General features: G+C 68.3%; 18 protein-coding genes and 1 pseudogene. 8 read left to right on the top strand and 11 right to left on the bottom strand.

Translation table 11 applies throughout. From position 1 onward, the window contains the following. Positions 1–2 precede the first annotated feature (2 nt). The 3 genes from ACVW00_RS17215 to ACVW00_RS17205 all read right to left on the bottom strand — a co-directional run bounded on the left by ACVW00_RS17215 (position 3) and on the right by ACVW00_RS17205 (position 3,025). Positions 3–1,055 carry an NAD-dependent epimerase/dehydratase family protein gene (locus ACVW00_RS17215; RefSeq protein ID WP_457112118.1) on the bottom strand — a complete coding sequence of 351 codons (1,053 nt, stop codon included), beginning with the start codon at positions 1,053–1,055 and terminating at the stop codon, positions 3–5. Positions 1,056–1,146: 91 nt separating this feature from the next. Then, the gene (locus ACVW00_RS17210; RefSeq protein WP_457112117.1) at positions 1,147–2,079 is read right to left on the bottom strand and encodes a hypothetical protein; all 933 of its coding nucleotides are present in this window, start codon (positions 2,077–2,079) and stop codon (positions 1,147–1,149) included. A gap of 106 nt (positions 2,080–2,185) precedes the next feature. Further along, a complete protein-coding gene (locus ACVW00_RS17205) occupies positions 2,186–3,025 on the bottom strand; it encodes a methyltransferase domain-containing protein (protein ID WP_457112116.1) in 840 nt (279 codons plus the stop codon). A gap of 347 nt (positions 3,026–3,372) precedes the next feature. On the opposite strand from ACVW00_RS17205, the gene ACVW00_RS17200 reads away from it, so the two are divergent. After that, positions 3,373–4,677 carry a lipopolysaccharide biosynthesis protein gene (locus ACVW00_RS17200; RefSeq protein ID WP_457112115.1) on the top strand — a complete coding sequence of 435 codons (1,305 nt, stop codon included), beginning with the start codon at positions 3,373–3,375 and terminating at the stop codon, positions 4,675–4,677. Positions 4,678–4,733: 56 nt separating this feature from the next. Here the strand turns inward: ACVW00_RS17200 and ACVW00_RS17195 are convergent, their stop codons facing one another. After that, positions 4,734–5,516, bottom strand: coding sequence for a class I SAM-dependent methyltransferase (locus ACVW00_RS17195; RefSeq protein ID WP_457112114.1), 783 nt, complete (start codon positions 5,514–5,516; stop codon positions 4,734–4,736). Between the two features lie 258 nt (positions 5,517–5,774). On the opposite strand from ACVW00_RS17195, the gene ACVW00_RS17190 reads away from it, so the two are divergent. After that, positions 5,775–6,617, top strand: coding sequence for a TylF/MycF family methyltransferase (locus ACVW00_RS17190; RefSeq protein ID WP_457112113.1), 843 nt, complete (start codon positions 5,775–5,777; stop codon positions 6,615–6,617). On the opposite strand, the gene ACVW00_RS17185 is transcribed toward ACVW00_RS17190, so the two are convergent. The 5 genes from ACVW00_RS17185 to cysC all read right to left on the bottom strand — a co-directional run bounded on the left by ACVW00_RS17185 (position 6,614) and on the right by cysC (position 11,856). After that, a complete protein-coding gene (locus tag ACVW00_RS17185; protein ID WP_457112112.1) occupies positions 6,614–7,909 on the bottom strand; it encodes a sulfate adenylyltransferase subunit 1 in 1,296 nt (431 codons plus the stop codon). The two genes, ACVW00_RS17190 and ACVW00_RS17185, sit on opposite strands and share 4 nt — an antisense overlap. Continuing rightward, the gene (gene cysD, locus ACVW00_RS17180) at positions 7,909–8,823 is read right to left on the bottom strand and encodes a sulfate adenylyltransferase subunit CysD (protein ID WP_457112111.1); all 915 of its coding nucleotides are present in this window, start codon (positions 8,821–8,823) and stop codon (positions 7,909–7,911) included. Before cysD ends, ACVW00_RS17185 begins: the two co-directional genes overlap by 1 nt. 110 nt (positions 8,824–8,933) lie before the next feature. Next, on the bottom strand, positions 8,934–9,650 hold the full coding sequence (locus ACVW00_RS17175) for a histidine phosphatase family protein (protein WP_457112110.1): 717 nt from the start codon (positions 9,648–9,650) through the stop codon (positions 8,934–8,936). Positions 9,651–9,694: 44 nt separating this feature from the next. Beyond that, entirely contained in the window at positions 9,695–10,687 is a 993-nt protein-coding gene (locus tag ACVW00_RS17170) for a sulfite exporter TauE/SafE family protein (protein WP_457112109.1), read from the bottom strand. Next, positions 10,687–11,856: an adenylyl-sulfate kinase gene (gene cysC / locus ACVW00_RS17165; protein WP_457112108.1), complete on the bottom strand. Its 1,170-nt coding sequence runs from the start codon at positions 11,854–11,856 to the stop codon at positions 10,687–10,689. Before cysC ends, ACVW00_RS17170 begins: the two co-directional genes overlap by 1 nt. Positions 11,857–12,042: 186 nt before the next feature. Between cysC and ACVW00_RS17160 the strand changes: the two genes are divergently transcribed. Next, on the top strand, positions 12,043–12,297 hold the full coding sequence (locus ACVW00_RS17160) for a PspC domain-containing protein (protein WP_457112107.1): 255 nt from the start codon (positions 12,043–12,045) through the stop codon (positions 12,295–12,297). A 13-nt stretch (positions 12,298–12,310) separates the two neighbouring features. On the opposite strand, the gene ACVW00_RS17155 is transcribed toward ACVW00_RS17160, so the two are convergent. Then, entirely contained in the window at positions 12,311–13,264 is a 954-nt protein-coding gene (locus ACVW00_RS17155; RefSeq protein ID WP_457112106.1) for an asparaginase, read from the bottom strand. Between the two features lie 154 nt (positions 13,265–13,418). On the opposite strand from ACVW00_RS17155, the gene ACVW00_RS17150 reads away from it, so the two are divergent. From ACVW00_RS17150 to ACVW00_RS17130, 5 genes are all read left to right on the top strand, one after another. Next, the gene (locus ACVW00_RS17150) at positions 13,419–13,889 is read left to right on the top strand and encodes a helix-turn-helix domain-containing protein (protein ID WP_457112105.1); all 471 of its coding nucleotides are present in this window, start codon (positions 13,419–13,421) and stop codon (positions 13,887–13,889) included. 1 nt (position 13,890) lies between these two features. Further along, positions 13,891–14,469 (top strand): hypothetical protein, encoded by a 579-nt coding sequence (locus ACVW00_RS17145; RefSeq protein WP_457112104.1) that lies wholly within the window; start codon positions 13,891–13,893, stop codon positions 14,467–14,469. A gap of 125 nt (positions 14,470–14,594) precedes the next feature. Next, the gene (locus ACVW00_RS17140) at positions 14,595–14,882 is read left to right on the top strand and encodes a DUF2516 family protein (RefSeq protein ID WP_457112103.1); all 288 of its coding nucleotides are present in this window, start codon (positions 14,595–14,597) and stop codon (positions 14,880–14,882) included. Then, a complete protein-coding gene (locus ACVW00_RS17135; RefSeq protein WP_457112102.1) occupies positions 14,879–16,369 on the top strand; it encodes a sugar transferase in 1,491 nt (496 codons plus the stop codon). Before ACVW00_RS17140 ends, ACVW00_RS17135 begins: the two co-directional genes overlap by 4 nt. 72 nt (positions 16,370–16,441) lie before the next feature. Continuing rightward, the gene (locus ACVW00_RS17130) at positions 16,442–17,443 is read left to right on the top strand and encodes a hypothetical protein (protein ID WP_457112101.1); all 1,002 of its coding nucleotides are present in this window, start codon (positions 16,442–16,444) and stop codon (positions 17,441–17,443) included. Here the strand turns inward: ACVW00_RS17130 and typA are convergent. Beyond that, positions 17,440–19,333 (bottom strand): annotated as a pseudogene (typA, locus tag ACVW00_RS17125) (translational GTPase TypA). The gene ACVW00_RS17130 and the pseudogene typA overlap by 4 nt on opposite strands. Positions 19,334–19,402: the final 69 nt, after the last annotated feature.

The following is a 19,402-nucleotide window of genomic DNA, read 5'->3' as shown; positions in this document are numbered from 1 at the left end:
TTTCAGGCCAGACCTCGTCCGGAGAGCTCGTCCAGTGCATCGTTCCAGACCGACGACTCCGCGCCCTTTTTCCCCCAAGACTTCCGGATGAAGTCGACGATGGCATCGCGACTGGTCCAACGCGGTGCCGGGGCTCTCACCTCTTGCAGACGGGAAACGTCAGCGCAAGCATGCTCGATGTCGCCGGGGCGATGAACCGGAACGTGCTCGATGGTCGTGTCGGTGCGTGGGCTGCCAGCGATCGCGGTGGCCGCGAGTTCGTTGAGAGTCGTGCGCACGCCGGTCCCGGCGTTCAGGATGCGAACTTTACCTGTGTCTGGAGGATGCGTGATGGCCCAGGCCAGAATCCTTGCCAGATCGTCCACATGCATGAAGTCTCGGGTGGCTGTGCCATCCCCGTACACCGAGAGAGGTTTTCCCTCACGTAGCCGAGCCAGGAACGCTGCGAGCACGCCGGTGTAGGGATTGTGAAGCGCCTGCCCTGGGCCGACCACGTTCTGGGGTCGGATCACCGTGGTGGGCACCTGTGCTGCAAGAACGGCAACCTCACGCTCAGCTAGCGACTTGGTCTCTCCATAGAATGACACTGGCCGAAGTTCGTCATTCTCGCTGGATGGCGCTGGATTCGCGGCTCCACAGCAACGGCCGCCAAACCGGGTGCCGTGAGCCTCACACTCGCAGCGTCCTTCGCCGTACACGGCGCGAGAGCTCACCGATACCAACGGCGCGTCCCATTCAGCGGCGAAGCGCGCGGCAACGCTTGTTCCCGAGACATTGACCCGAAAATACCGATCCTTCTCGTACATTGACTGACCAACTCCGGTCTCAGCCGCCAGATGGATGACGAGGTCGCAAGACCCTATCCGCTTCCAGGCTTCCTCATCACACACGTCTGCGACCAGGACGGTTCCTGGGAAGTTGGCACGGCTCGTCTCGGGGTCCAGATGAACCTGCGGAAGCAGGTTGTCGATGGCTACCAGATCATGGTCACTCGCCAGCGCACGGGCGGTGTGGAGTCCAATGAACCCTGCCCCGCCCGTGATCAGGATCTTCATCCCAAGCTCCTCTCAATGCGGTGTCGGAAGGCACCGCGAGTAGCAGTGGCTCGGCTGCTGCAGCGGACCGCTCTTGGCTGGCACAGGGCACTCAGCCCGCCACGATCCGGTTGTTCAGTAACAGTCTGGGAAGGCACACATAGACGTAGCAGATCAGTGCAATCAGACCGAGACGCCATGGCGTCGGCCACGGCACAAAAGAGGAGAGGGAGGTCATGACGGTTGCGCCGGAGACAATCGTGGCGACGACAGGGTGACGGAGGCCGGCGTCGACGAGTCTCTGGTACACATGTTCCTTGTGGGCCGCACGCCATGAACTTCCGCGGCGAACACGCTTGAGCAGCGCCCACGACGTGTCCGCGCAGTAGATCGCCAACAGGGCCAGAGACTCAAGCCAGCCGGCGCCGCTGAGAGCCGCGACGAACACCCCTCCTGCGATGGCAAACCCGATGAAATAGCTGCCCACATCTCCGAGGAAGACGCGGCCCGAAAGGTTCCAAGGCAGGAACCCCCCGGCCGCTCCGGCCAACGCCAGGCCGTAAACGACCAGCCACTCCGGAGCACCTCGACCAGTGAGGATCGCTAGCCACGTACCAGACCAGATGGCAAACAGACCAGATATCCCGTTGATTCCGTCCATGAAGTTGAAGGCGTTGGTGAAGCCGACAAACAGGACGATGCCTGCCGCCATCGTGACGGCTTGCGGGTCGAAGGAGCGGGTGACGATAGCCGCACCGATTGCCGCCACGGTCGCCTGCATCACGAGGCGAAGCCTTGCATCCAGGCCCCGGACGTCGTCACAGAAGCCAACTATGCCCAGGAGGGTCGCGCCACCGAGCAGCACAATTTCGATTTGGCCAATGTTGCGAGACGACAGCAAGACCCCGGCCAGCATCGACAGCCCAACTGCGACTCCGCCCCCACGGGGTGTGACGACCACGTGTGAAGATCGATTGTTGGGCACGTCGACCACACCCATGCGGCGCAGAACCAGGGTGACGGCGGGTACTAGGGCGAAAGACATCGCTACCACGCCAACTATCAACGCCATATGAGTGGGTTCTCCTGCAGCATGGCGGCAGTCACACGCGGCAGCGGTGAGTGCCGAGGGTTGACTGGCACGCCATGTCCTATCGCCGTGCGCGATCCTCGGGGAAGGGGCTGCGGATGGTTCCTGGTCCCGACCCGGCTGACTTGCGGGCAACGATCACGATGTGGGGCCAGGTGAACTCAGCAGCCTCGACCGACCAGCCGACATGCGCGACCATCTCGACGGCGGTGCGGACGTTGTAGACATGATGATGCATGGCTCGCGTCTGCTCGTTGTTCGCCAGCCGTTGGGCCAGCTCGTCCATGGACGAAACCCCTTCGTCGCGGCTGAGGTCGTGACGTTGCAGCACTTCCTCAACGTGGGTCGTGTCGTCCTCGCCACGCCGGGCGTGCTCGTCGCTCGTCATGTGGTCGAGAGTGGTGAGCGGGCGGCGGTGATCGAACGTCGCTCCTCGGTGCGGCAGGACAAGAACTAGGGCGCCGCCTTCAGCGCAGACACGAAGCCACTCATGCAGCGCTCGCAACGGGTTTGCGACATGCTCGATGAGATGCGACGACAGGATCGTGTCGTAGGTCCCAATATCGCCGAGGTCGGTGGCCTCACGCAGCATCTGGACCCCGAGCGGCTTGCCCTCGGGGCTGTAGTCTCCACCGTCCTTGAGGTCAGACTCCCAGAGAGTTGCCGCGGCGTAGTTCACGTTGTCGATAGACGTCGCACGGCCGTAGACGGAGAGCAGGTTGTCGGTCCGGAAAATGACTGACGGGCCTCCCAGCTCGAGGAGCCGGCGGCCCTCAGTGGCCGCCCACACCTGCGCCGCGATGGCCGGACGTCGTCCGGTTGCGGCCCGGTATATCACCGCCAGCCCCCGGGACACTCCCAGGGCCTGCAGTGCCGCGATTGCCTGGCGCCGTTTGGCCATGTGCGACCTCTCTAGATGTCGGGCAGATCACTGCGGGTCCAGTTGAGCACATCGGCCGCAGAACCGGCGAGAGCAACACATCGTCCGCTTCGGCAGAGTGGCCGGAACTGGCAGGTGGTGGCAGATCGAACGAACGGCGGCACGTGTCGTATCGTCGGATCTCACGGCGTCTGGGCAATTCGCCGCTCATCGGATGAGGTGTCAAGAGTGCTGGTCTTGGAGTCGGCCCGGGCTCCTTACGCGGGCTGTATCGCGGCGTCGCGCGACTCATCGACTCAGGCGATCACCCGATGACCGGTGCTCCCGAGGGGCCGTCCCCCGTCATTCCCCGCGAGCGAGGTCGGCTCTTGAGGCAGCTCAAGGGCGGCGGTGAGCTAGCGAACGGAACCTTGTGGACAGGCACGGGAATTGTCGCTTCGACGTTCTCCACGTTTGCCGCCGGCTTGCTCATGGTGGCTGTCACCACGCCTGCCAACTATGCAGACGTGGTCGTTCTGACATTGATCGTGGCGGTGATCGGCAATCTCGTTCGATTCGGCGCTGATCGCATCGTTGTCTCAGAAGTTCGCGCTGCGGCGGGTAAGGGGAGCGACGCGGCATGGTCCAAGGCCGCAGACCTCGTCGCGTTCTCGATCGGCACAGGCCTGATTGGCAGCGTCCTTGTGTGCCTGCCGTTCAGTCGCTCCACGCTCGACTACTCCCTGTCGAGCGGCCTCTCGGGCATTGAGGTCGGGGCGGTGGCGCTTTGGCTGGCGAGTGATGTTGTACGTCTGGTCGTGGCCGAGACGTACCGCGCTGACCTCAAGTTCGGGCCAGCAGCGTTCGCCAGCTATGGGATTCGCGCGCCGCTCTTCCTCCTGCTTCTCGGCGTGGAGGGCATTCTCGGAGGCGGGCTCGACCGCACGACAATTCTCCTCGATGCATCAGGCGCTTCTGCGGTGGTCTGCGTGGTCGCCACGGCCATGCTGCCCAGGAACGTGCGCTGGTGGCGGGCGCATCCCCTCCTCAGCGGACGCACGTTGTGGCGGGGTCACCTCACCATGGTGCTCACCACTTTCGCGGCCACCCTCATCGGTGGCGCTGACGTTTGGATCGTTGGCTCCGTGGCCGACGACGCGACCACGGCGTCCTATGCCCTAGCCGTCACGCTCGTGAGCGGCATCGCCATGCTGGGTGCCGCCATCACCGGCGGCGCATCTCCCTATCTCGCGTCGGCGATTGCGCGCTCAAACTATGAATCCATCCAGTCCCGTCTGATCCGCGCGATCCGGCTTGCTGCCATCCTGGGAGTGCTGGCCTATGTCGGCCTTCTGGCCGTGGTGTCGCCGCTGGCCGTGCAACTGGGTGGGTCTGCCTACGAAGACGTCTCTGTCTTCGTTGCGGTGCTGGGTGCTGGTCAGATAGTCAACCTCCTTGCAGGAATACCCGGTGCAGTACTCGTCGCCGCTCGACGGTACGAAGTACTCATGGCGATCGCTGTGACGGTCGCCGTAGCGGTCGTCGCCATCGAGGTCGTCGCGGGCTTCGTCCTCCACAACGTCGTGCTGATTGCCGTGTCGTCTTCCGCCGCCACAGGCGCATTGCCTCTCGTGGCGTGCGTCGTCGCGTCTCAGGCGGTTCGCGTGCGCACCGACGTGTTTGCTCGGCGATGACCCGGATCCTCAAGGGCGAGGGTCGCATCAACGGGGCGTCCGCTACATCTGGGCTGCTACAGCGGCTGACCGAGATAGGGCTTCGGCCGGCCACGCAGGGCCAACTTGACGGCTGGCGGAATGAGTCGGACGAGGCGATCGCGGGGAGTTGAAGGCAGTGGGTTCTCCAAGATCAGAATCGAGTGTCCCGCGACGTTCTGCACCCCGGCATTCAGTTCGCCGGTGTGGTTACTCGCCCACGCACGCACCGTTTCCAGCATCTGCTCTGCGGCCCCGACGCTCCAGCTTGCGTACAGCTTCTGCTCGCTCACGCAGAACGGAACAAGCCCGTCGTCGACCACCGCAGTCCAGGCCGCTGCAGCGACGCCAGGCGTGTGCAACGCCCTGAAGTCGTCGATGACCATGATCCCGCGGTCGCCAAGCAGGTCTCGCGTGTTTCGCAGGTCGTCGGCCACGACGTCGAAGTGATGGCCACCGTCTATGTGCGCAAACCGAAGACACTTCGCCGCAACGTGCTGGGTGATCGTGTCCGAGAGTCCCTGAACAACGCGTGCCGGCCGGGGTACCCAGGTCCTGTAGTTCTGCTCAAACTGCGCTCGCGCGAGTTCCGGATAGGACAGCGTGTTCTCGATGTCGTTCGCCAGATTGGCACTCGCTTCCTCGAAGACGTCACAAACAACGACCTCCTCGCCGGCGGTGGCACTCAGGCCCAGGAGGATCGTGCTCTTCCCGTACAGTGCGCCGATTTCGAGGAGGTCACCAGTTGTCCGTGTGTCGGTCTGCGCGTTCAGGATCAAGTCGAAGAGCAGGAAGTCGAGGTCCCAGAACGCCCCCTTCACGGTCGACCTCTTTGCCCAGTAGGCACGTGCTCGGGGTGAAGGATTCATCGCCTGCCGCTACCTCTTGATCTGTCGCGCTGGTCCTGGTGATCATAGGCGCCGCACTTGATGCTGCCGCCTCGGAGAATGGCAGTCCCAGGCCCACACCCGATCGGTCGCACCTCGTGGGTGCTCTTGCAAGGGCCTGTGTGCACGATCTGGGCCGACTGGACCGCTGCCAAGACGTGCAGTGAAGATGCGACGTGACATTCTGTCGCCATGCCCGAGACACAATCGCGAGCCGCCGAGCTCTATCTCCAACTGCTCAAGCGAGTCCTTACCGGAGCGGCATTCGAAGACGGCGACCAGGTCCTCGGGGTCAACACTGCCACCCCGACGAACCTGAAGGGCCGCGCCGCCCGCACGGTGACCTCCATACTGGACCGAGGCGGGCTCGAGATAGCCCGCAAGCGACCGTACGACCCCGACCTGCGAGAAGACGGGCGAGACTGGCCCGCGCGGGCCCTGTCTATGATCGGCAACCGCCGCATGGACAACCTTCAGTACTGCGTTGAGAGGGTCCTCCTTGAGGGCATCCCGGGCGACCTCATCGAGACCGGCGTGTGGAGAGGCGGCGCCACGATCTTCATGCGCGCCATCCTGAAGGCTCACGCGATCACCGACCGAACAGTTTGGGTAGCCGACTCATTCGAGGGTCTACCAAGACCGGATCCCCATCGCTATCCCTCGGACGCCGGTGACAGGTTCTTCACCCAGGACGCTCTGAGGGTCGGTGTGGAGCAGGTGCGGGCCAACTTCCGGCGCTACGACCTCCTCGACGACCAGGTGCGGTTTCTCGTCGGATGGTTCGCCGACACGCTGCCCACGGCGCCGATCGAGCAACTGGCCGTGCTGCGTCTCGATGGCGATATGTATTCGTCGACGATCCAGGCGATCGAGGCGTTGTACCCCAGGCTTTCGCCGGGTGGTTACTGCATCGTCGACGACTACGGAGCGGTTGAGGGGTGCAGGCAGGCGATCAGCGACTACCGCGCCGAACACAAGATCACTGATCCCATTGAGCAGATCGACTGGACCGGAGTCTTCTGGCGGAAGAGCTAGTTGATCATCCCGGCGCCGACGGTGACGCCGGTCGCCTCGTCGATCAGGATGAACGACCCGGTGGTGCGGTTCTTGGAGTAGGAGTCGCACAGCAGCGGCACCGTGGTGCGCAGCTGGACGCGGCCGATCTCGTTCAGGCCAAGGCCGCCGGTCGCTGCGGTCTCGGTGTCGCGGTGCAACGTGTTGACGTCGAGGCGGTACTGGATGTCCTTGACCAGGGCCCGGCCCGCGCGGGTGGTGTGCTTGATCGCCAGCTTCTGGCCCTTGCGCAGCGGCTCGTTGGTCATCCAGCACACCATCGCGTCGATGTCCTGGCTCGGGGTCGGCGCGTTCTTGACCCGGGCGATCATGTCGCCGCGCGAGACGTCCACGTCGTCGGCGAGGCGCACCGTGACCGACATCGGCGGGAACGCCTCGTCGATCTCGTTGTCGAAGAGGTCGATGGCGGCGATCGTGCTGGTCATGCCCGAGGGGAGTACGACGACCTCGTCGCCCGGCTTGAGGATCCCGCCCGCCAGCTGCCCGGCGTACCCGCGATAGTCGTGGAAGTCGTCGGACTTGGGCCTGATGACGTACTGCACCGGGAAGCGCGCGTCGACCAGATCGCGGTCGGAGGCCACGTGCACGTGCTCGAGGTGGTGCATGAGGCTCGGGCCCTGGTACCAGGGCATGTTCTCGGACCGGTTGACCACGTTGTCGCCCTGGAGCGCCGAGATCGGGATGACCTCGAGGTCGGGGATGTTCAGCTTGGTCGCGAAGGAGGTGAACTCCTGGTGGATCCGGTCGAAGGTGGCCTGGTCGAAGTCGACGAGGTCCATCTTGTTCACCGCGAGCACCAGGTGCGGGACGCGCAGCAGCGAGAGGATCACCGCGTGCCGGCGGGACTGCTCGGTGAGGCCCTGCCGGGCGTCGACGAGCACCAGGCCCAGGTCGGCGGTCGAGGCGCCGGTGACCATGTTGCGGGTGTACTGCACGTGGCCCGGGGTGTCGGCGATGATGAACTTGCGGTTGGGGGTCGCGAAGTAGCGGTAGGCGACGTCGATGGTGATGCCCTGCTCGCGCTCCGAGCGAAGGCCGTCGGTGAGCAGCGCCAGGTCGGTGTAGTCGTAGCCCTTGGAGACGCTGGTCGCCTCGACCGCCTCGAGCTGGTCGGCGAAGATCGCCTTGGAGTCCAGCAGCAGCCGGCCGATGAGGGTGGACTTGCCGTCGTCGACAGAGCCGGCGGTGGCGAACCGCAGGAGGTCCATGGACCGCCCGACGGTCGTCTCGGTGGTTGAGCTTGTCGAAACCATCAGAAGTAGCCTTCCTTCTTCCGGTCCTCCATGGCTGCCTCGGAGAACCGGTCGTCGCCACGAGTGGCGCCTCGCTCGGTGAGGGTCGCGACGGCGATCTCGTCGATGATCTCGTCGATGGTCGAGGCCGTGCTCTCGACACAGCCGGTCAGCGTCAGGTCGCCGACGGTGCGGAACCGCACGGTGCGCTCCTCGACGGTCTCGCCGGGCCGGCACGGGTTGTGCTCGCTCTCGGAGAGCAGCATCCCGTCGCGCTCGAAGACCTTGCGCTGGTGGGAGAAGTAGATCGACGGGATCTCGATCTGCTCCTGGCCGATGTAGTGCCAGATGTCGAGCTCGGTCCAGTTGCTCAGCGGGAAGATCCGCATGTGCTCGCCGCCGTGGATCCGGCCGTTGTACAGCGACCAGAGCTCGGGGCGCTGCATCTTCGGGTCCCACTGGCCGAACTCGTCGCGGTGGGAGTAGACGCGCTCCTTGGCGCGGGCCTTCTCCTCGTCGCGGCGCCCGCCACCGAAGGCGGCGGTGAAGCCCTCCTCCTCGATGGCGTTGAGCAGCGTGCCGATCTGCAGCCGGTTGCGCGAGGTCTTGCCGTCGTCGACGACGATGCCCTTCGCGATCGCGTCCTCGACACCGGCGACGACGAGGCGTACGCCGAGGCGGCTGACCCAGCTGTCCCGGGTCGCCAGCACCTCGGGGAAGTCGTAGCCGGTGTCGACCTGCAGCACCGGGAACGGGATCTTCGCCGGGTAGAAGGCCTTCTCGGCCAGTCGCAGCATCACGATGGAGTCCTTGCCGCCGGAGAACATCAGCACCGGCTTCTCGAACTCCGCGGCGACCTCGCGGAAGATGTGGATCGACTCCGCCTCCAGCTGGTCGAGCTGGCTCAGCTGGTAGTCGGGATGGGTCTGGGTCATGGGGGCCTCTCGTGACTGCGCCCGGTCTCGGTTACCCGCGCAGGGCAGCGGCCATCGTATCGAGTGCGACGGGCCGCTCTGACATCCTCTCACGAGAACTGAAACACGTTCTAGTTTCGGCCGTGACCCTGCTCACGTGCGGCCTCCTCGACGGCCTCGTCGGTGGCCTGGCCGGTCGGGTCCGGCGCGGTCAGGTCGTCGAGGAAGGCGCCGCCGACGGGCTCGGAGTGCCACGCCTCGATCGTCCAGCCCGCGGTCGGCTCCCCGATCAGCTCGATGCACGCGGTGTTGTGCAGCGGGTCGGTGGCCTTCGCGTGCGACTCGACGCCGGCCACGCGGGCGGAGAGCCAGGTGCGCATCGCGGCGCCATGGCTCACCAGCAGGGCGCGCTCTTCCCCGGCCGCCTCGAGGGCCGTGAAGATCTCCGCCACCGACTCGTCGTACCGGGTCAGGAACTCGTGGCCCGACTCACCGCCCGGCATGCGTACGTCGTACCGGCCCTCGATCCAGTCGGCCACCGTGCCGATGTAGCCGCCGATCGCCGCCTCGTCGTCGCCCATCTCGAAGTCTCCGGCCGAGATCTCGCGCAGCCCGGCCAGCACCCGGGGCTCGATGCCGAGCAGCGCGGCGAGCGGCGCCGCGGTCTGATGGGTGCGCCGGAGGGTCGAGACGAAGATCTGCTGGATCCCGCGTTCGGCGAGCGCGTGCGCCGCCGCCTCGGCCTGGCGCTGCCCGAGGTCGGTCAGGTCGAGACCGGGCTCTGCGGTGTCCAGGGCTCCGGCGGTGTTGCCGTGCGTCTGGCCGTGGCGGAGGAGCAGGAGACGCATGGCCCCGATGCTACGGAACCTCCGTGACGCGGAGATGAACGCCCTCAGGCGTCCTGCCTGGAGCCCTTCGCGTTGCCCTCGAGCTCGGCGACGGTCGGCGCGCCGAACATCGGCAGGCCCTGGCCCTTGCGCAGCACGCCCCAGACCAGCGGCACGACCACGAGCATGGCGACGCCGATCACCCCGATCAGCACCGGATGGGTGTCGTCGTCACCGGCGCCGAGCGGTGCCCAGCCGGCCTTGTCCAGCAGCGCGATGCCCGACATCGTCAGCACGATCACGATGGAGCGTCGGATCACCGACTGGGGGACCCGCGAGGCGAACCGGGCGCCGAGCAGCGTGCCGGGCACCGAGCCGACGATCAGCGGGAGGGTGAGGTCCCACTCCAGGCCGTTGACGCTGATGTTCGAGATCGCGGCCGCGAGGACGAGGGGGACCGCCTGGACCAGGTCGGTGCCGACCAGCCGCAGCGGGCCGAGGGTCGGGTACAGGATGAGCAGGATCACCATGATCACCGAGCCGGACCCGACACTGGTGACCCCCACGAGCAGGCCGCCGAGAGCGCCGGTGAGCAGCGTCGGGATCGGCCGGATCCGCGGGTCGCCCTCGACGTGCGGGTTGCCGTGCCGCACGCGGACCAGCTGGATGTAGAGCCGGATCGCGTAGGTGGACGCCGCGAGCAGCAGCGCGAACCCGATGCACTCCTTGAGCAGCTTCTCGACGTCGTCGGGATTGACGAACCACGCGACCAGGTGCGGCCCGAGCAGGGCCATCGGCACCGAGCCGGCGATCAGCCAGCCGGCCAGCCGGAAGTTCGGCGAGCCGTGCCGCGAGTGCACCAGCGCGCCGCCGGACTTGTAGACCGCAGCGGCGGTGAGGTCGGCGGTCACGATCGAGGAGGTGTTGCCCACGCCCAGGAAGATCAGGGCGGGTGTCATCAGTGCTCCGCCGCCCATCCCGGTGATGCCGACGGCGATGCCGACGAAGAACCCGGCCGCGATGATCTGCGCCGCGTCACTGGTGAAGAGATCGGGCATCAGCGGTCTCCGCTCTCGGGTGTCGCCGGAAGGTCGAAGGGCAGCACGCCGAGCACGTCGCCGAGTGCATCCTCGATGGTGCGTCCGGTGGTGTCCACCCGGACGGTCGCGTCGTCGGGCACCTCGTAGGGGCTGGAGATGCCGGTGAAGTCGGGGATCTCACCGGCGCGCGCCCTGGCGTAGAGCCCCTTGCGGTCGCGGCGCTCGCACTCCTCGAGGGGAGTGGCCACGTGGACCAGCACGAACTCGCCTCCGGCCGCCTCGACCATGGCGCGGACCTGCTTGCGGGTCTCGTCGAAGGGCGCGATGGGCGAGCAGATCGCGATGCCGCGGTGCCGGGCGATCTCGGCGGCGACCCAGCCGATCCGGCGGATGTTGGTCTCCCGGTCCTCGCGGGAGAAGCCGAGCCCGGCGCTCAGGTGGCGGCGCACGACGTCGCCGTCGAGGCTGGTCACGGTGCGCTCCCCGGACTCGAGGGCGAGGTCGTTCAGCGCCTGCGCCAGCGTCGACTTCCCGCTGCCCGACAGGCCGGTGAAGAACACCACGACGCCGCGTTCGGCGGGCTGGTCCTGCTCGACGACCGCCGCGACCGCGTCGGGCAGGTCGCCGGTGCCGGTCGGCGCGAGCACCTCTCCGGGCGCGTAGCCGGCCACCACCTCCTGGCCGAGCCGGTGGTCCGTCTCCGCATCGCCGTGGGACGGCAACGGCGCCGCGACGACGTGCGCGTCCCCGAGCAGGCCGGCTGCCGCCGACGTCGCCCGGATCAGGCCGACCCCGGTCAGGCCCTGCGGCGTGCCGGTGCCGCACAGCGCCAGCAGCACGACCGGTCGGGTCCCTCGCGCCCGGCGGATCGACTCGAGGTCGGACTCCGACAACGGGCCCGCGACGGGAACGGTCAGCGCGCCGGCGTACCGCTCGCGCACCTCGGTGGGCGTCAGGTGCAGGCGTCTGAAGGGACCGTGCGAGGGCTTGCTGAGCGCCGTGAGCGTCCCGTCGCTCGCGCGGTGCGCGAGCGGCAGCCCTTCGGGGTCGACCAGGTCCAGCTGGCCGGCGGGCGCGTCGAGGGTGACGAGGTCGTCGAACCGGTCGCGAGGTGCGTATGCCCCGCTCAGCAGCAGCTCGAGGTCGTCGAGCTCGCGCGGCGAGGGGCAGTGCTGCGGGGCTGGCACCGGGCAATCGTGCCAGAACGCCCGTCCGGGGCGGCGTGCCACCGGGATCCGGGCGACCCCGACGTCACGGAACCCGGAATCAGGGTCGAGGCAGGGCAACACCCGATGTGCGCGACGCGGTGGCGGCACAGACTGGGAATGCCGGGGAACGGCCCCGGCGCCGATCGAGAAGGACGTGCAGCCCACATGAACGACATCCAGCAGAGTCTCGCCAACCAGGGCCTGGTCCGGCCGCAGCGGGGACGCGTCCTCGGCGGTGTCTGCGCGGGCCTCGGCCGGCGGTTCGGCATCGCCCCGTGGACCGCGCGCCTGCTCTTCGTGCTGGTGCTGATGGTCCTGCCGGGCAGCCAGATCCTGATCTACCCGGTGCTGTGGATCCTGATGCCGTCGCAGGAGACGGTCGGCGTGCCCGGGTCGGCGTACACCGCGCAGCCACGCTGACCTGCGGCATCGCTCAGAGCACGGCGCGGATCTCGCCCACCTCGACGCCGCCACCGAGCAACGGCGCCACGCCGGTACGCCGGACCGCGGCGGTGTCCACCCCCGGCTCGGTGTCGACGCCGAGCCGGTTGAGGAGGGCGGCCATCACCACGCGGCGCGCACGCGAGGCGCCGTCGTCGGTCTTGAGCGCGAAGGCTCGTCCGTCGGCGAGCGCGACGACGTAGCACGACTCGGCGCCCGCCTTGGCGATCGCGCCGGGGATCGCCTGGAGCAGTGCGCGCTCGTCCCTGGCCGTGCCGGAGACGTACTCGGGATGGCTCCGGATCGACTCGGCCATCCGGTGCTCCTCGGGCCGGTCGCTGGTCGCCAGCACGGAGAACGCGCGCGCCAGTCCGCGCAACGACGTGCCCAGCAGGGGAGCGCCACACCCGTCGACGGCGACGTACGCGACCGGACCGCCGGTGAGCTCGGCGAAGGTCGCCTCGATCGCCTGCTGCAGCGGATGCGCGGGGTCGAGGTAGGACTCGGTCGACCAGCCGTTCGCCACGCAGGTCGCCAGCATCGCCGCGTGCTTGCCCGAGCAGTTCATCTGCAGCCGGGTCCTGGTGCCGCCGGCGCGCAGGACGTCCTCCTTGGCGTGGTCGTCCAGCGGCCAGTCGGGCGGGTTCTGCAGGGCGGACTCGTCGAGTCCGGCGCCGCTCAGGATGCGACGGACGCCGTCGAGGTGGAACGGCTCGCCGGAGTGCGACGCGCCGGCCAGAGCCAGCAGCTCCCCGTCGAAGTCCAGACCCGCGCGCAGCATGCCGACGGCCTGCAACGGCTTGTTGCACGAGCGCGGCAGCACCGGCGCGCCGACCTCACCGCGCTCGTAGACGACGTCGCCGGCGCTGTTGAGCGCGACGACCGACCCGTAGTGGTGGCCCTCGACAAACCCGGAACGGACGACCTCCGCGATCTCCGGCAACATGGCGACCAGCGTAGTGAGCGCCGTCTCGGTGGCGCGTCCGCGACTGCTGCTAGCAGGTCGATGTCGTTGAATACTGCAGTACTGCAAGGGTTTTGTGACTGTCGTCACCGCGGTAGGAGTTGCATCTGCTAGCAAGAGTTAGCAGGATGGAGACGTGCCCAGGAAGTCAAAGGTCGGGATGACCGTCGAGTCGCTCGGCAGCTACCTGCGAGAGCAGCGGGTCGCCGCCGAGCTGTCGCTGCGTCAGCTCGCCGAGCAGGCAGGGGTGTCCAACCCCTACCTGAGCCAGATCGAGCGTGGGCTGCGGCGTCCCTCGGCGGAGGTGCTCCAGGCGCTGGCCAAGGCGCTGCGGATCTCCGCCGAGCAGGTCTACGTCCAGGCCGGCATCCTCAGCCCGGACGACGACCAGGTCCGCTCGGTCGAGCTGGCGATCCTCGGAGACCCGGTGCTCTCCGAGCGGCAGAAGCAGGCACTGCTCGAGGTCTACGAGGCGTTCCGTGCCCTCAACGCGCCTGAGCCCGAGCTCGCCGAAGGAACGACCGCGTCCCTCACGGACGAGGAGCGCGCCACCACAGACGTCCGGACCGGGGACCCCGGCCAGGCGACCACAACAGAAGGAAACTGAGATGGCCAAGACCCAGTTCAATGTCGAGCAGTTCAAGACCGAGGCAGCCAAGCCGCTGTTCGCGGTCGCCGGCGCCACCGAGCTCGCGGTCGAGCTCGCCCGCGGCTACGCCACCGAGGCCCAGAAGGCGGCCCAGAAGGCCACCCAGGTGCGGCTCTCCGAGGTGCAGACCCGCGTCTCCGACCTGCAGGCGCGCGTCGCCAAGGCCGAGCGGCCGTCCGCCGAGGCGCTGCAGGCGCAGGCCCGCACCCGCGTCGAGGAGCTGAAGGGCGAGGCCAAGGAGGCGCAGGCGCGCTTCGAGGCCCGCATCGCGGAGCTGCAGAAGGACGCCCGGGAGTTCCCGGCCCGCTTCGAGGCGCTGCTCAACGAGGCGCTCGAGGAGCTGAACTCCACCTACGCCGAGCTCGCTGCCCGCGGTGAGAAGTTCGTCGCCGCCATCCGCAAGGACGGCGTCAAGGCCGTCACCGCGGTGAAGCCCGCCACGAAGGCTCCGGCCAAGAAGGCCACCGCCAAGAAGGCTCCGGCCAAGAAGGCGACCGCCAGGAAGGCTCCGGCCAAGAAGGCTGCCAACGCCTCCTGACCCACGCCTCTCGTCGACCCCCGGGCTCCGGCCCGGGGGTCTTCGCGTCCCCGCCCGCCTGACGGCGGAACCGGAACGTTCCGGTACGCCGGACGCGACGGCCGTCCGGGTCCTAGGGTTGGCCTGTGCATGCGTTCGCCTTCGAGTCCGGCGTCCTGGGCCTGCTGTACCTGGCCCTTGCCCTGATCAAGGGCTGGGCGCTGATCGATGCGCTCTTCCGGCCCGCGGAGGTCTTCAGCGCCGCCGACAAGCTCACCAAGCCGGCCTGGCTGTGGATCCTCGGTCTCGGCCTGGTCGCCCACATCGTGTTCGCGAGCCCGATCGGCGTGCTCTCGATCGCCGGCACCGTCGCTGCGTTCGTGTACCTCCTCGACGTCCGCCCGGCCGTCTCGTCGTACACGCGGCGCCGATGAGCGAAGCCCTGTCGAGCGACGAGAACCTGGCCGTGTCACCTCCCGAGGTCGAGTCCGGCGGGCACCTGCGCACGCGCCTGCAGCGCCGGATCCGGCAGATGCTCGTCGGCATCTTCCTCATGGACGCAGGCGTCCTCTTCGTCACCTCGTGCGTCGCCTGGCTCTACCAGAGGAGCATCGACGACCTCTGGTTCGAGCCGCCGTACCCCTACCACTGGCTGCCGCTGCTCGGCCCCGGGATGATCCTGCTCTGGCTCGCGATGCTGGTCGTCTTCGGCGCCTACCGGGTGCGCAACTACGGCGCCGGCTTCGAGGAGTTCCGGGCGATCGCGACCGCGTCGCTGGTGACCTTCGGCGTCGCGTGCGGGTTCGGCTTCGTGGCCGCCCACCACCCGACGCGTGGCTACCCGATCCTGTTCTTCCTGCTCGGGACGCCGCTGCTGCTGCTCGCCCGGTACGTCGACCGGCGGACGCTGCACATCGCCCGCCAGCAGGGCCGGCTGGCGATCCGGATGATCGCACTGGGCTCGCCGCAGGCGGTGCGCGAGCTCCTCGACGTCCTCGGACGAGCGCCGTGGATGGGCTACCGGGTCGTCGGGATGTGCGTGCCGCGCGGGCAGCAGGCCGAGGACGTCGGCGTACCGGTGCTCGGCGACATCGACGACGTCCGGCACCTGGCCGTCGAGCTCGGCGCCGACGGCGTCATCGTGGCCGGCGGGTCGTACTCGTCCGCGGCCGACCTGCGGCGGCTGGGCTGGGCGCTCCAGGGCCTCGAGCTCGACATGCTGGTGATCCCGTCGCTGACCGACATCGCCGGTCCGCGCGTGCACATGCGCCACGTGGCCGGGCTCCCGTTCGTCCAGGTCGAGGAGCCGCAGAGCGACCGGGCCGGCGGCTGGGCGAAGCGGACCTTCGACGTGGTCGTCTCGGCTGCTCTGGTCCTGGTGACCTCGCCGCTGTTGCTCGCCGTCGCATTGCTGATCTGGCTCCAGGACCGTGGGCCGGTGCTCTACCGCCAGCGCCGCGTCGGCGCCAACGGCGTCCAGTTCGACATGGTCAAGTTCCGCTCGATGGTCGTCGACGCCGAGGCACGGCTGGCCGAGGTCGCGCACGCCAACGAGCACGACGGAGTGCTGTTCAAGATCCGCGCGGACCCCCGGGTCACCCGGGTGGGCCGGTTCATCCGGAAGTTCTCGATCGACGAGATGCCGCAGCTGTTCAACGTGCTGCGCGGCGAGATGAGCCTGGTCGGCCCGCGACCGCCGCTGGTCGACGAGTACGAGCGCTACGAGCAGGACACCCACCGTCGCCTGCTGGTCCGGCCCGGCATGACCGGGCTGTGGCAGGTGTCCGGCCGGTCCGACCTGCCCTGGTCCGAGGCGGTCCGGCTCGACCTCTACTACGTCGACAACTGGTCGATGGTGATCGACCTGGTGATCATGGTGAAGACCGTGAAGGCCGTCCTGGTCTCTCGGGGCGCCTACTGACGCCTGCCGGGCCGGGCAGTGCGCCCGCCTACGATGACCCCACTCCACGCCGCGAACAGGAAGGGCCGTCGGATGCCGTGTCTGCGCCTCCTCGCGGCGCTCGCCTGCGTGCTGGGGCTCGGCGCCGGCTGCAACCAGGCGTCGCTCCCCGGCGTGGACGACAGCAGCAGCGGCGGCGGCGGCGGCGGCGAGCCCGGGACGGTCGCGGAAGGCACCTGCTGGACGGGCTCGCGGCTCGGGTCCGACCCGCAGGACGTCCTGAAGCTGTCGAGCCGGTTCGCGGTGCCCTACCTGGTCGCCGCCCGGGCCGTCGCGGACCGGCCGTCCTTCACGCAGCAGACCGACTGCGGGCACGACCACGCGGTCGAGGTCTACAAGGTGGTCCGGCTGCCCGCCCTCGACGAGCAGCTGACCGACTACGCGACGCTGCTGCGGATCCAGTCACCCCTGTACGCCGACGTCGCGCGCAGCGTCGCCACCGGCTGCATGACCGACGCTCTCTCGAAGGCGGTCGCACTGGCAGGAGTGCCGAACGCCGTGATGTCCCCGCAGCTGCCGGACGGTGCCACGCTCGGCTGGGCGCCGGCCGCACCCGACCAGTGGGTCGAGGGACAACGCGTGTTCGCCTGCACGCTGACCTGGGCGCAGCCGGACTCGGTCCGGTACGCGTCGGTGTTCACCGCGGCGATGCCGACGGGCAGGCGCACCTGCATCGACAACAAGGCGCTCGTGTTCGTCGACTGCGCGCGTCGCCACGAGCGCGAGCGGATCGCGGTGATCGACGTGCGCGAAGCCGTGGCCGCCGGGTCGTTCCCCGGGCCGGGAGCCATCCGCAACGGTCCGACCGGCCGCTACCTGTCCGTCGCCGACGCGCGGTGGACCAGGCTCGACGCGGCGTGCACGGCGTACCTGCGCGCGGTCTCGACGAAGAAGAAGCTGACCGGCGTCGCGAACGTCGACGTCGACGAGTGGCCGGCCGAGGACGGCTCGTACCCGGTCCACTGCGACGCGGACACCCCGCCGGACCAGGATCCCCTGGTCACGGAGGGGTCGGTCTACGACCGCCAGGGCTAGCCCTTGCGGGCTCGTGCGGCGGACTTCGCCCGGTCGTTCGCGTCCAGGTGGACCTTGCGGATCCGGACGGCGTCCGGGGTGACCTCGACGCACTCGTCCTCGCGGCAGAACTCCAGGCACTGCTCGAGGCTGAGCTTCTTCGGCGGGATCAGCTTCTCGAAGTTGTCCGAGGTGGAGGAGCGGACGTTGGTCTGCTTCTTCTCCTTGGTGATGTTGACGTCCATGTCGTCGGCGCGGGAGTTCTCCCCGACGATCATGCCCTCGTAGACCTCGGTCGCCGGATCGACGAAGAGCACGCCGCGCTCCTGCAGGTTGGTCATCGCGTACGCCGTCGCGGCACCGGACCGGTCGGCGACCAGGGAGCCCTGCGACCGCGACCTGATCTCGCCGGCCCACGGCTCGTAGCCCTCGAAGATGTGGTGCGCGATGCCGGTGCCGCGGGTGTCGGTGAGGAACTCGGTGCGGAAGCCGATCAGCCCGCGAGCGGGGACGAGGAACTCCATCCGCACCCACCCGGTGCCGTGGTTGGTCATCTGCTCCATCCGGCCCTTGCGCACCGCGAGCAGCTGCGTGATCGCGCCGAGGTACTCCTCCGGGGCGTCGATGGTCAGCCGCTCGACCGGCTCGTGGACCTTGCCGTCGATCTCCTTGGTGACGACCTGCGGCTTGCCGACGGTGAGCTCGAAGCCCTCGCGACGCATCTGCTCGACGAGGATGGCCAGCGCCAGCTCGCCGCGGCCCTGGACCTCCCAGGCGTCCGGGCGCTCGGTGGGGAGGATCTTCAGCGACACGTTGCCGACCAGCTCGCTGTCGAGGCGGTCCTTGACGAGCCGGGCGGTGACCTTGGTGTTCTTGCTCGGGCCCTTGCCGGCGAGCGGCGAGGTGTTGGTGCCGATCGTCATCGAGATCGCCGGCTCGTCGACGTGGATCAGCGGCAGCGCCACCGGGTTGTCCGGGTCGGCGAGGGTCTCGCCGATGGTGATGTCGGGGATGCCGGCGACGGCGACGATGTCCCCGGGGCCGGCTGCCTCGCCGGGCTTGCGCTCGAGGCCCTCGGTGACGAGGAGCTCGGTGATCTTGACGTTCTTGGTCGAGCCGTCGCGGCGCATCCAGGCGACGTTCTGGCCCTTGCGCAGGTTGCCCTCGTGCACCCGGACCAGCGCGAGGCGGCCGAGGAACGGGCTGGCGTCGAGGTTCGTGACGTGCGCCTGGAGCGGAGCGCCCTCGGTGTACTTCGGGGCGGGGATCGTCTCCAGGATCGTCCTGAACAGCGGCTCGAGGCTGTCGCCCTCGGGCATGGTGCCGTTGGCCGGCGCCTCCAGGCTGGCGATGCCGGCGCGGCCGGACGCGTAGACGACGGGGAAGTCGAGCGCGTCCTGGCTGTGCGACTCGTCGAGCAGGTCGAGGAACAGCTCGTAGGTCTCGTCGACGACCTCCGCGATCCGCGCGTCGCCCGCGGTCGGTCTTGTTGACGACGAGGATCACCGGCATGTCGGCGTTGAGCGCCTTGCGCAGCACGAACCGGGTCTGCGGCAGCGGACCCTCGGACGCGTCGACCAGCAGCACGATCCCGTCGACCATCGAGAGGCCGCGCTCGACCTCGCCACCGAAGTCGGCGTGGCCCGGGGTGTCGATGATGTTGATCGTCATCGGCTTGCCCTCGGCCGCCGGTCCGGCGTAGTGCACGGCGGTGTTCTTCGCGAGGATCGTGATCCCCTTCTCGCGCTCCAGCTCGCCGGAGTCCATCGCCCGCTCCGCGACGCCCTCCGCCTGGTGCGCGGAGAAGGCTCCTGCCTGCAGGAGCATGGCGTCGACGAGGGTGGTCTTGCCGTGGTCGACGTGCGCGACGATCGCGACGTTGCGCAGGTCGGTACGGGTGCTGAGGGACATCGGGTGCGGTGCCTTCCGGGCAGGGGTGAGACAGGTCTCGGTTTGTCGGGTGCGTGCGTCGAATGACGC

The organism is Marmoricola sp. URHA0025 HA25, from assembly GCF_054059435.1.
Note: the sequence above shows the minus strand (reverse complement) of the source record. Positions and strands in the feature narration are given on the sequence as shown.

Bases quoted from the DNA above. Each gene is read 5' to 3' on its own strand.
- ACVW00_RS17215 (WP_457112118.1), bottom strand. From the start codon at position 1,055: ATGAAGATCCTGATCACGGGCGGGGCAGGGTTCATTGGACTCCACACC.
- ACVW00_RS17210 (WP_457112117.1), bottom strand. From the start codon at position 2,079: ATGTCTTTCGCCCTAGTACCCGCCGTCACCCTGGTTCTGCGCCGCATG.
- ACVW00_RS17205 (WP_457112116.1), bottom strand. From the start codon at position 3,025: ATGGCCAAACGGCGCCAGGCAATCGCGGCACTGCAGGCCCTGGGAGTG.
- ACVW00_RS17190 (WP_457112113.1), top strand. From the start codon at position 5,775: ATGCCCGAGACACAATCGCGAGCCGCCGAGCTCTATCTCCAACTGCTC.
- ACVW00_RS17185 (WP_457112112.1), bottom strand. From the start codon at position 7,909: ATGGTTTCGACAAGCTCAACCACCGAGACGACCGTCGGGCGGTCCATG.
- cysD (WP_457112111.1), bottom strand. From the start codon at position 8,823: ATGACCCAGACCCATCCCGACTACCAGCTGAGCCAGCTCGACCAGCTG.
- ACVW00_RS17175 (WP_457112110.1), bottom strand. From the start codon at position 9,650: ATGCGTCTCCTGCTCCTCCGCCACGGCCAGACGCACGGCAACACCGCC.
- ACVW00_RS17170 (WP_457112109.1), bottom strand. From the start codon at position 10,687: ATGCCCGATCTCTTCACCAGTGACGCGGCGCAGATCATCGCGGCCGGG.
- ACVW00_RS17160 (WP_457112107.1), top strand. From the start codon at position 12,043: ATGAACGACATCCAGCAGAGTCTCGCCAACCAGGGCCTGGTCCGGCCG.
- ACVW00_RS17155 (WP_457112106.1), bottom strand. From the start codon at position 13,264: ATGTTGCCGGAGATCGCGGAGGTCGTCCGTTCCGGGTTTGTCGAGGGC.
- ACVW00_RS17145 (WP_457112104.1), top strand. From the start codon at position 13,891: ATGGCCAAGACCCAGTTCAATGTCGAGCAGTTCAAGACCGAGGCAGCC.
- ACVW00_RS17135 (WP_457112102.1), top strand. From the start codon at position 14,879: ATGAGCGAAGCCCTGTCGAGCGACGAGAACCTGGCCGTGTCACCTCCC.
- ACVW00_RS17130 (WP_457112101.1), top strand. From the start codon at position 16,442: ATGCCGTGTCTGCGCCTCCTCGCGGCGCTCGCCTGCGTGCTGGGGCTC.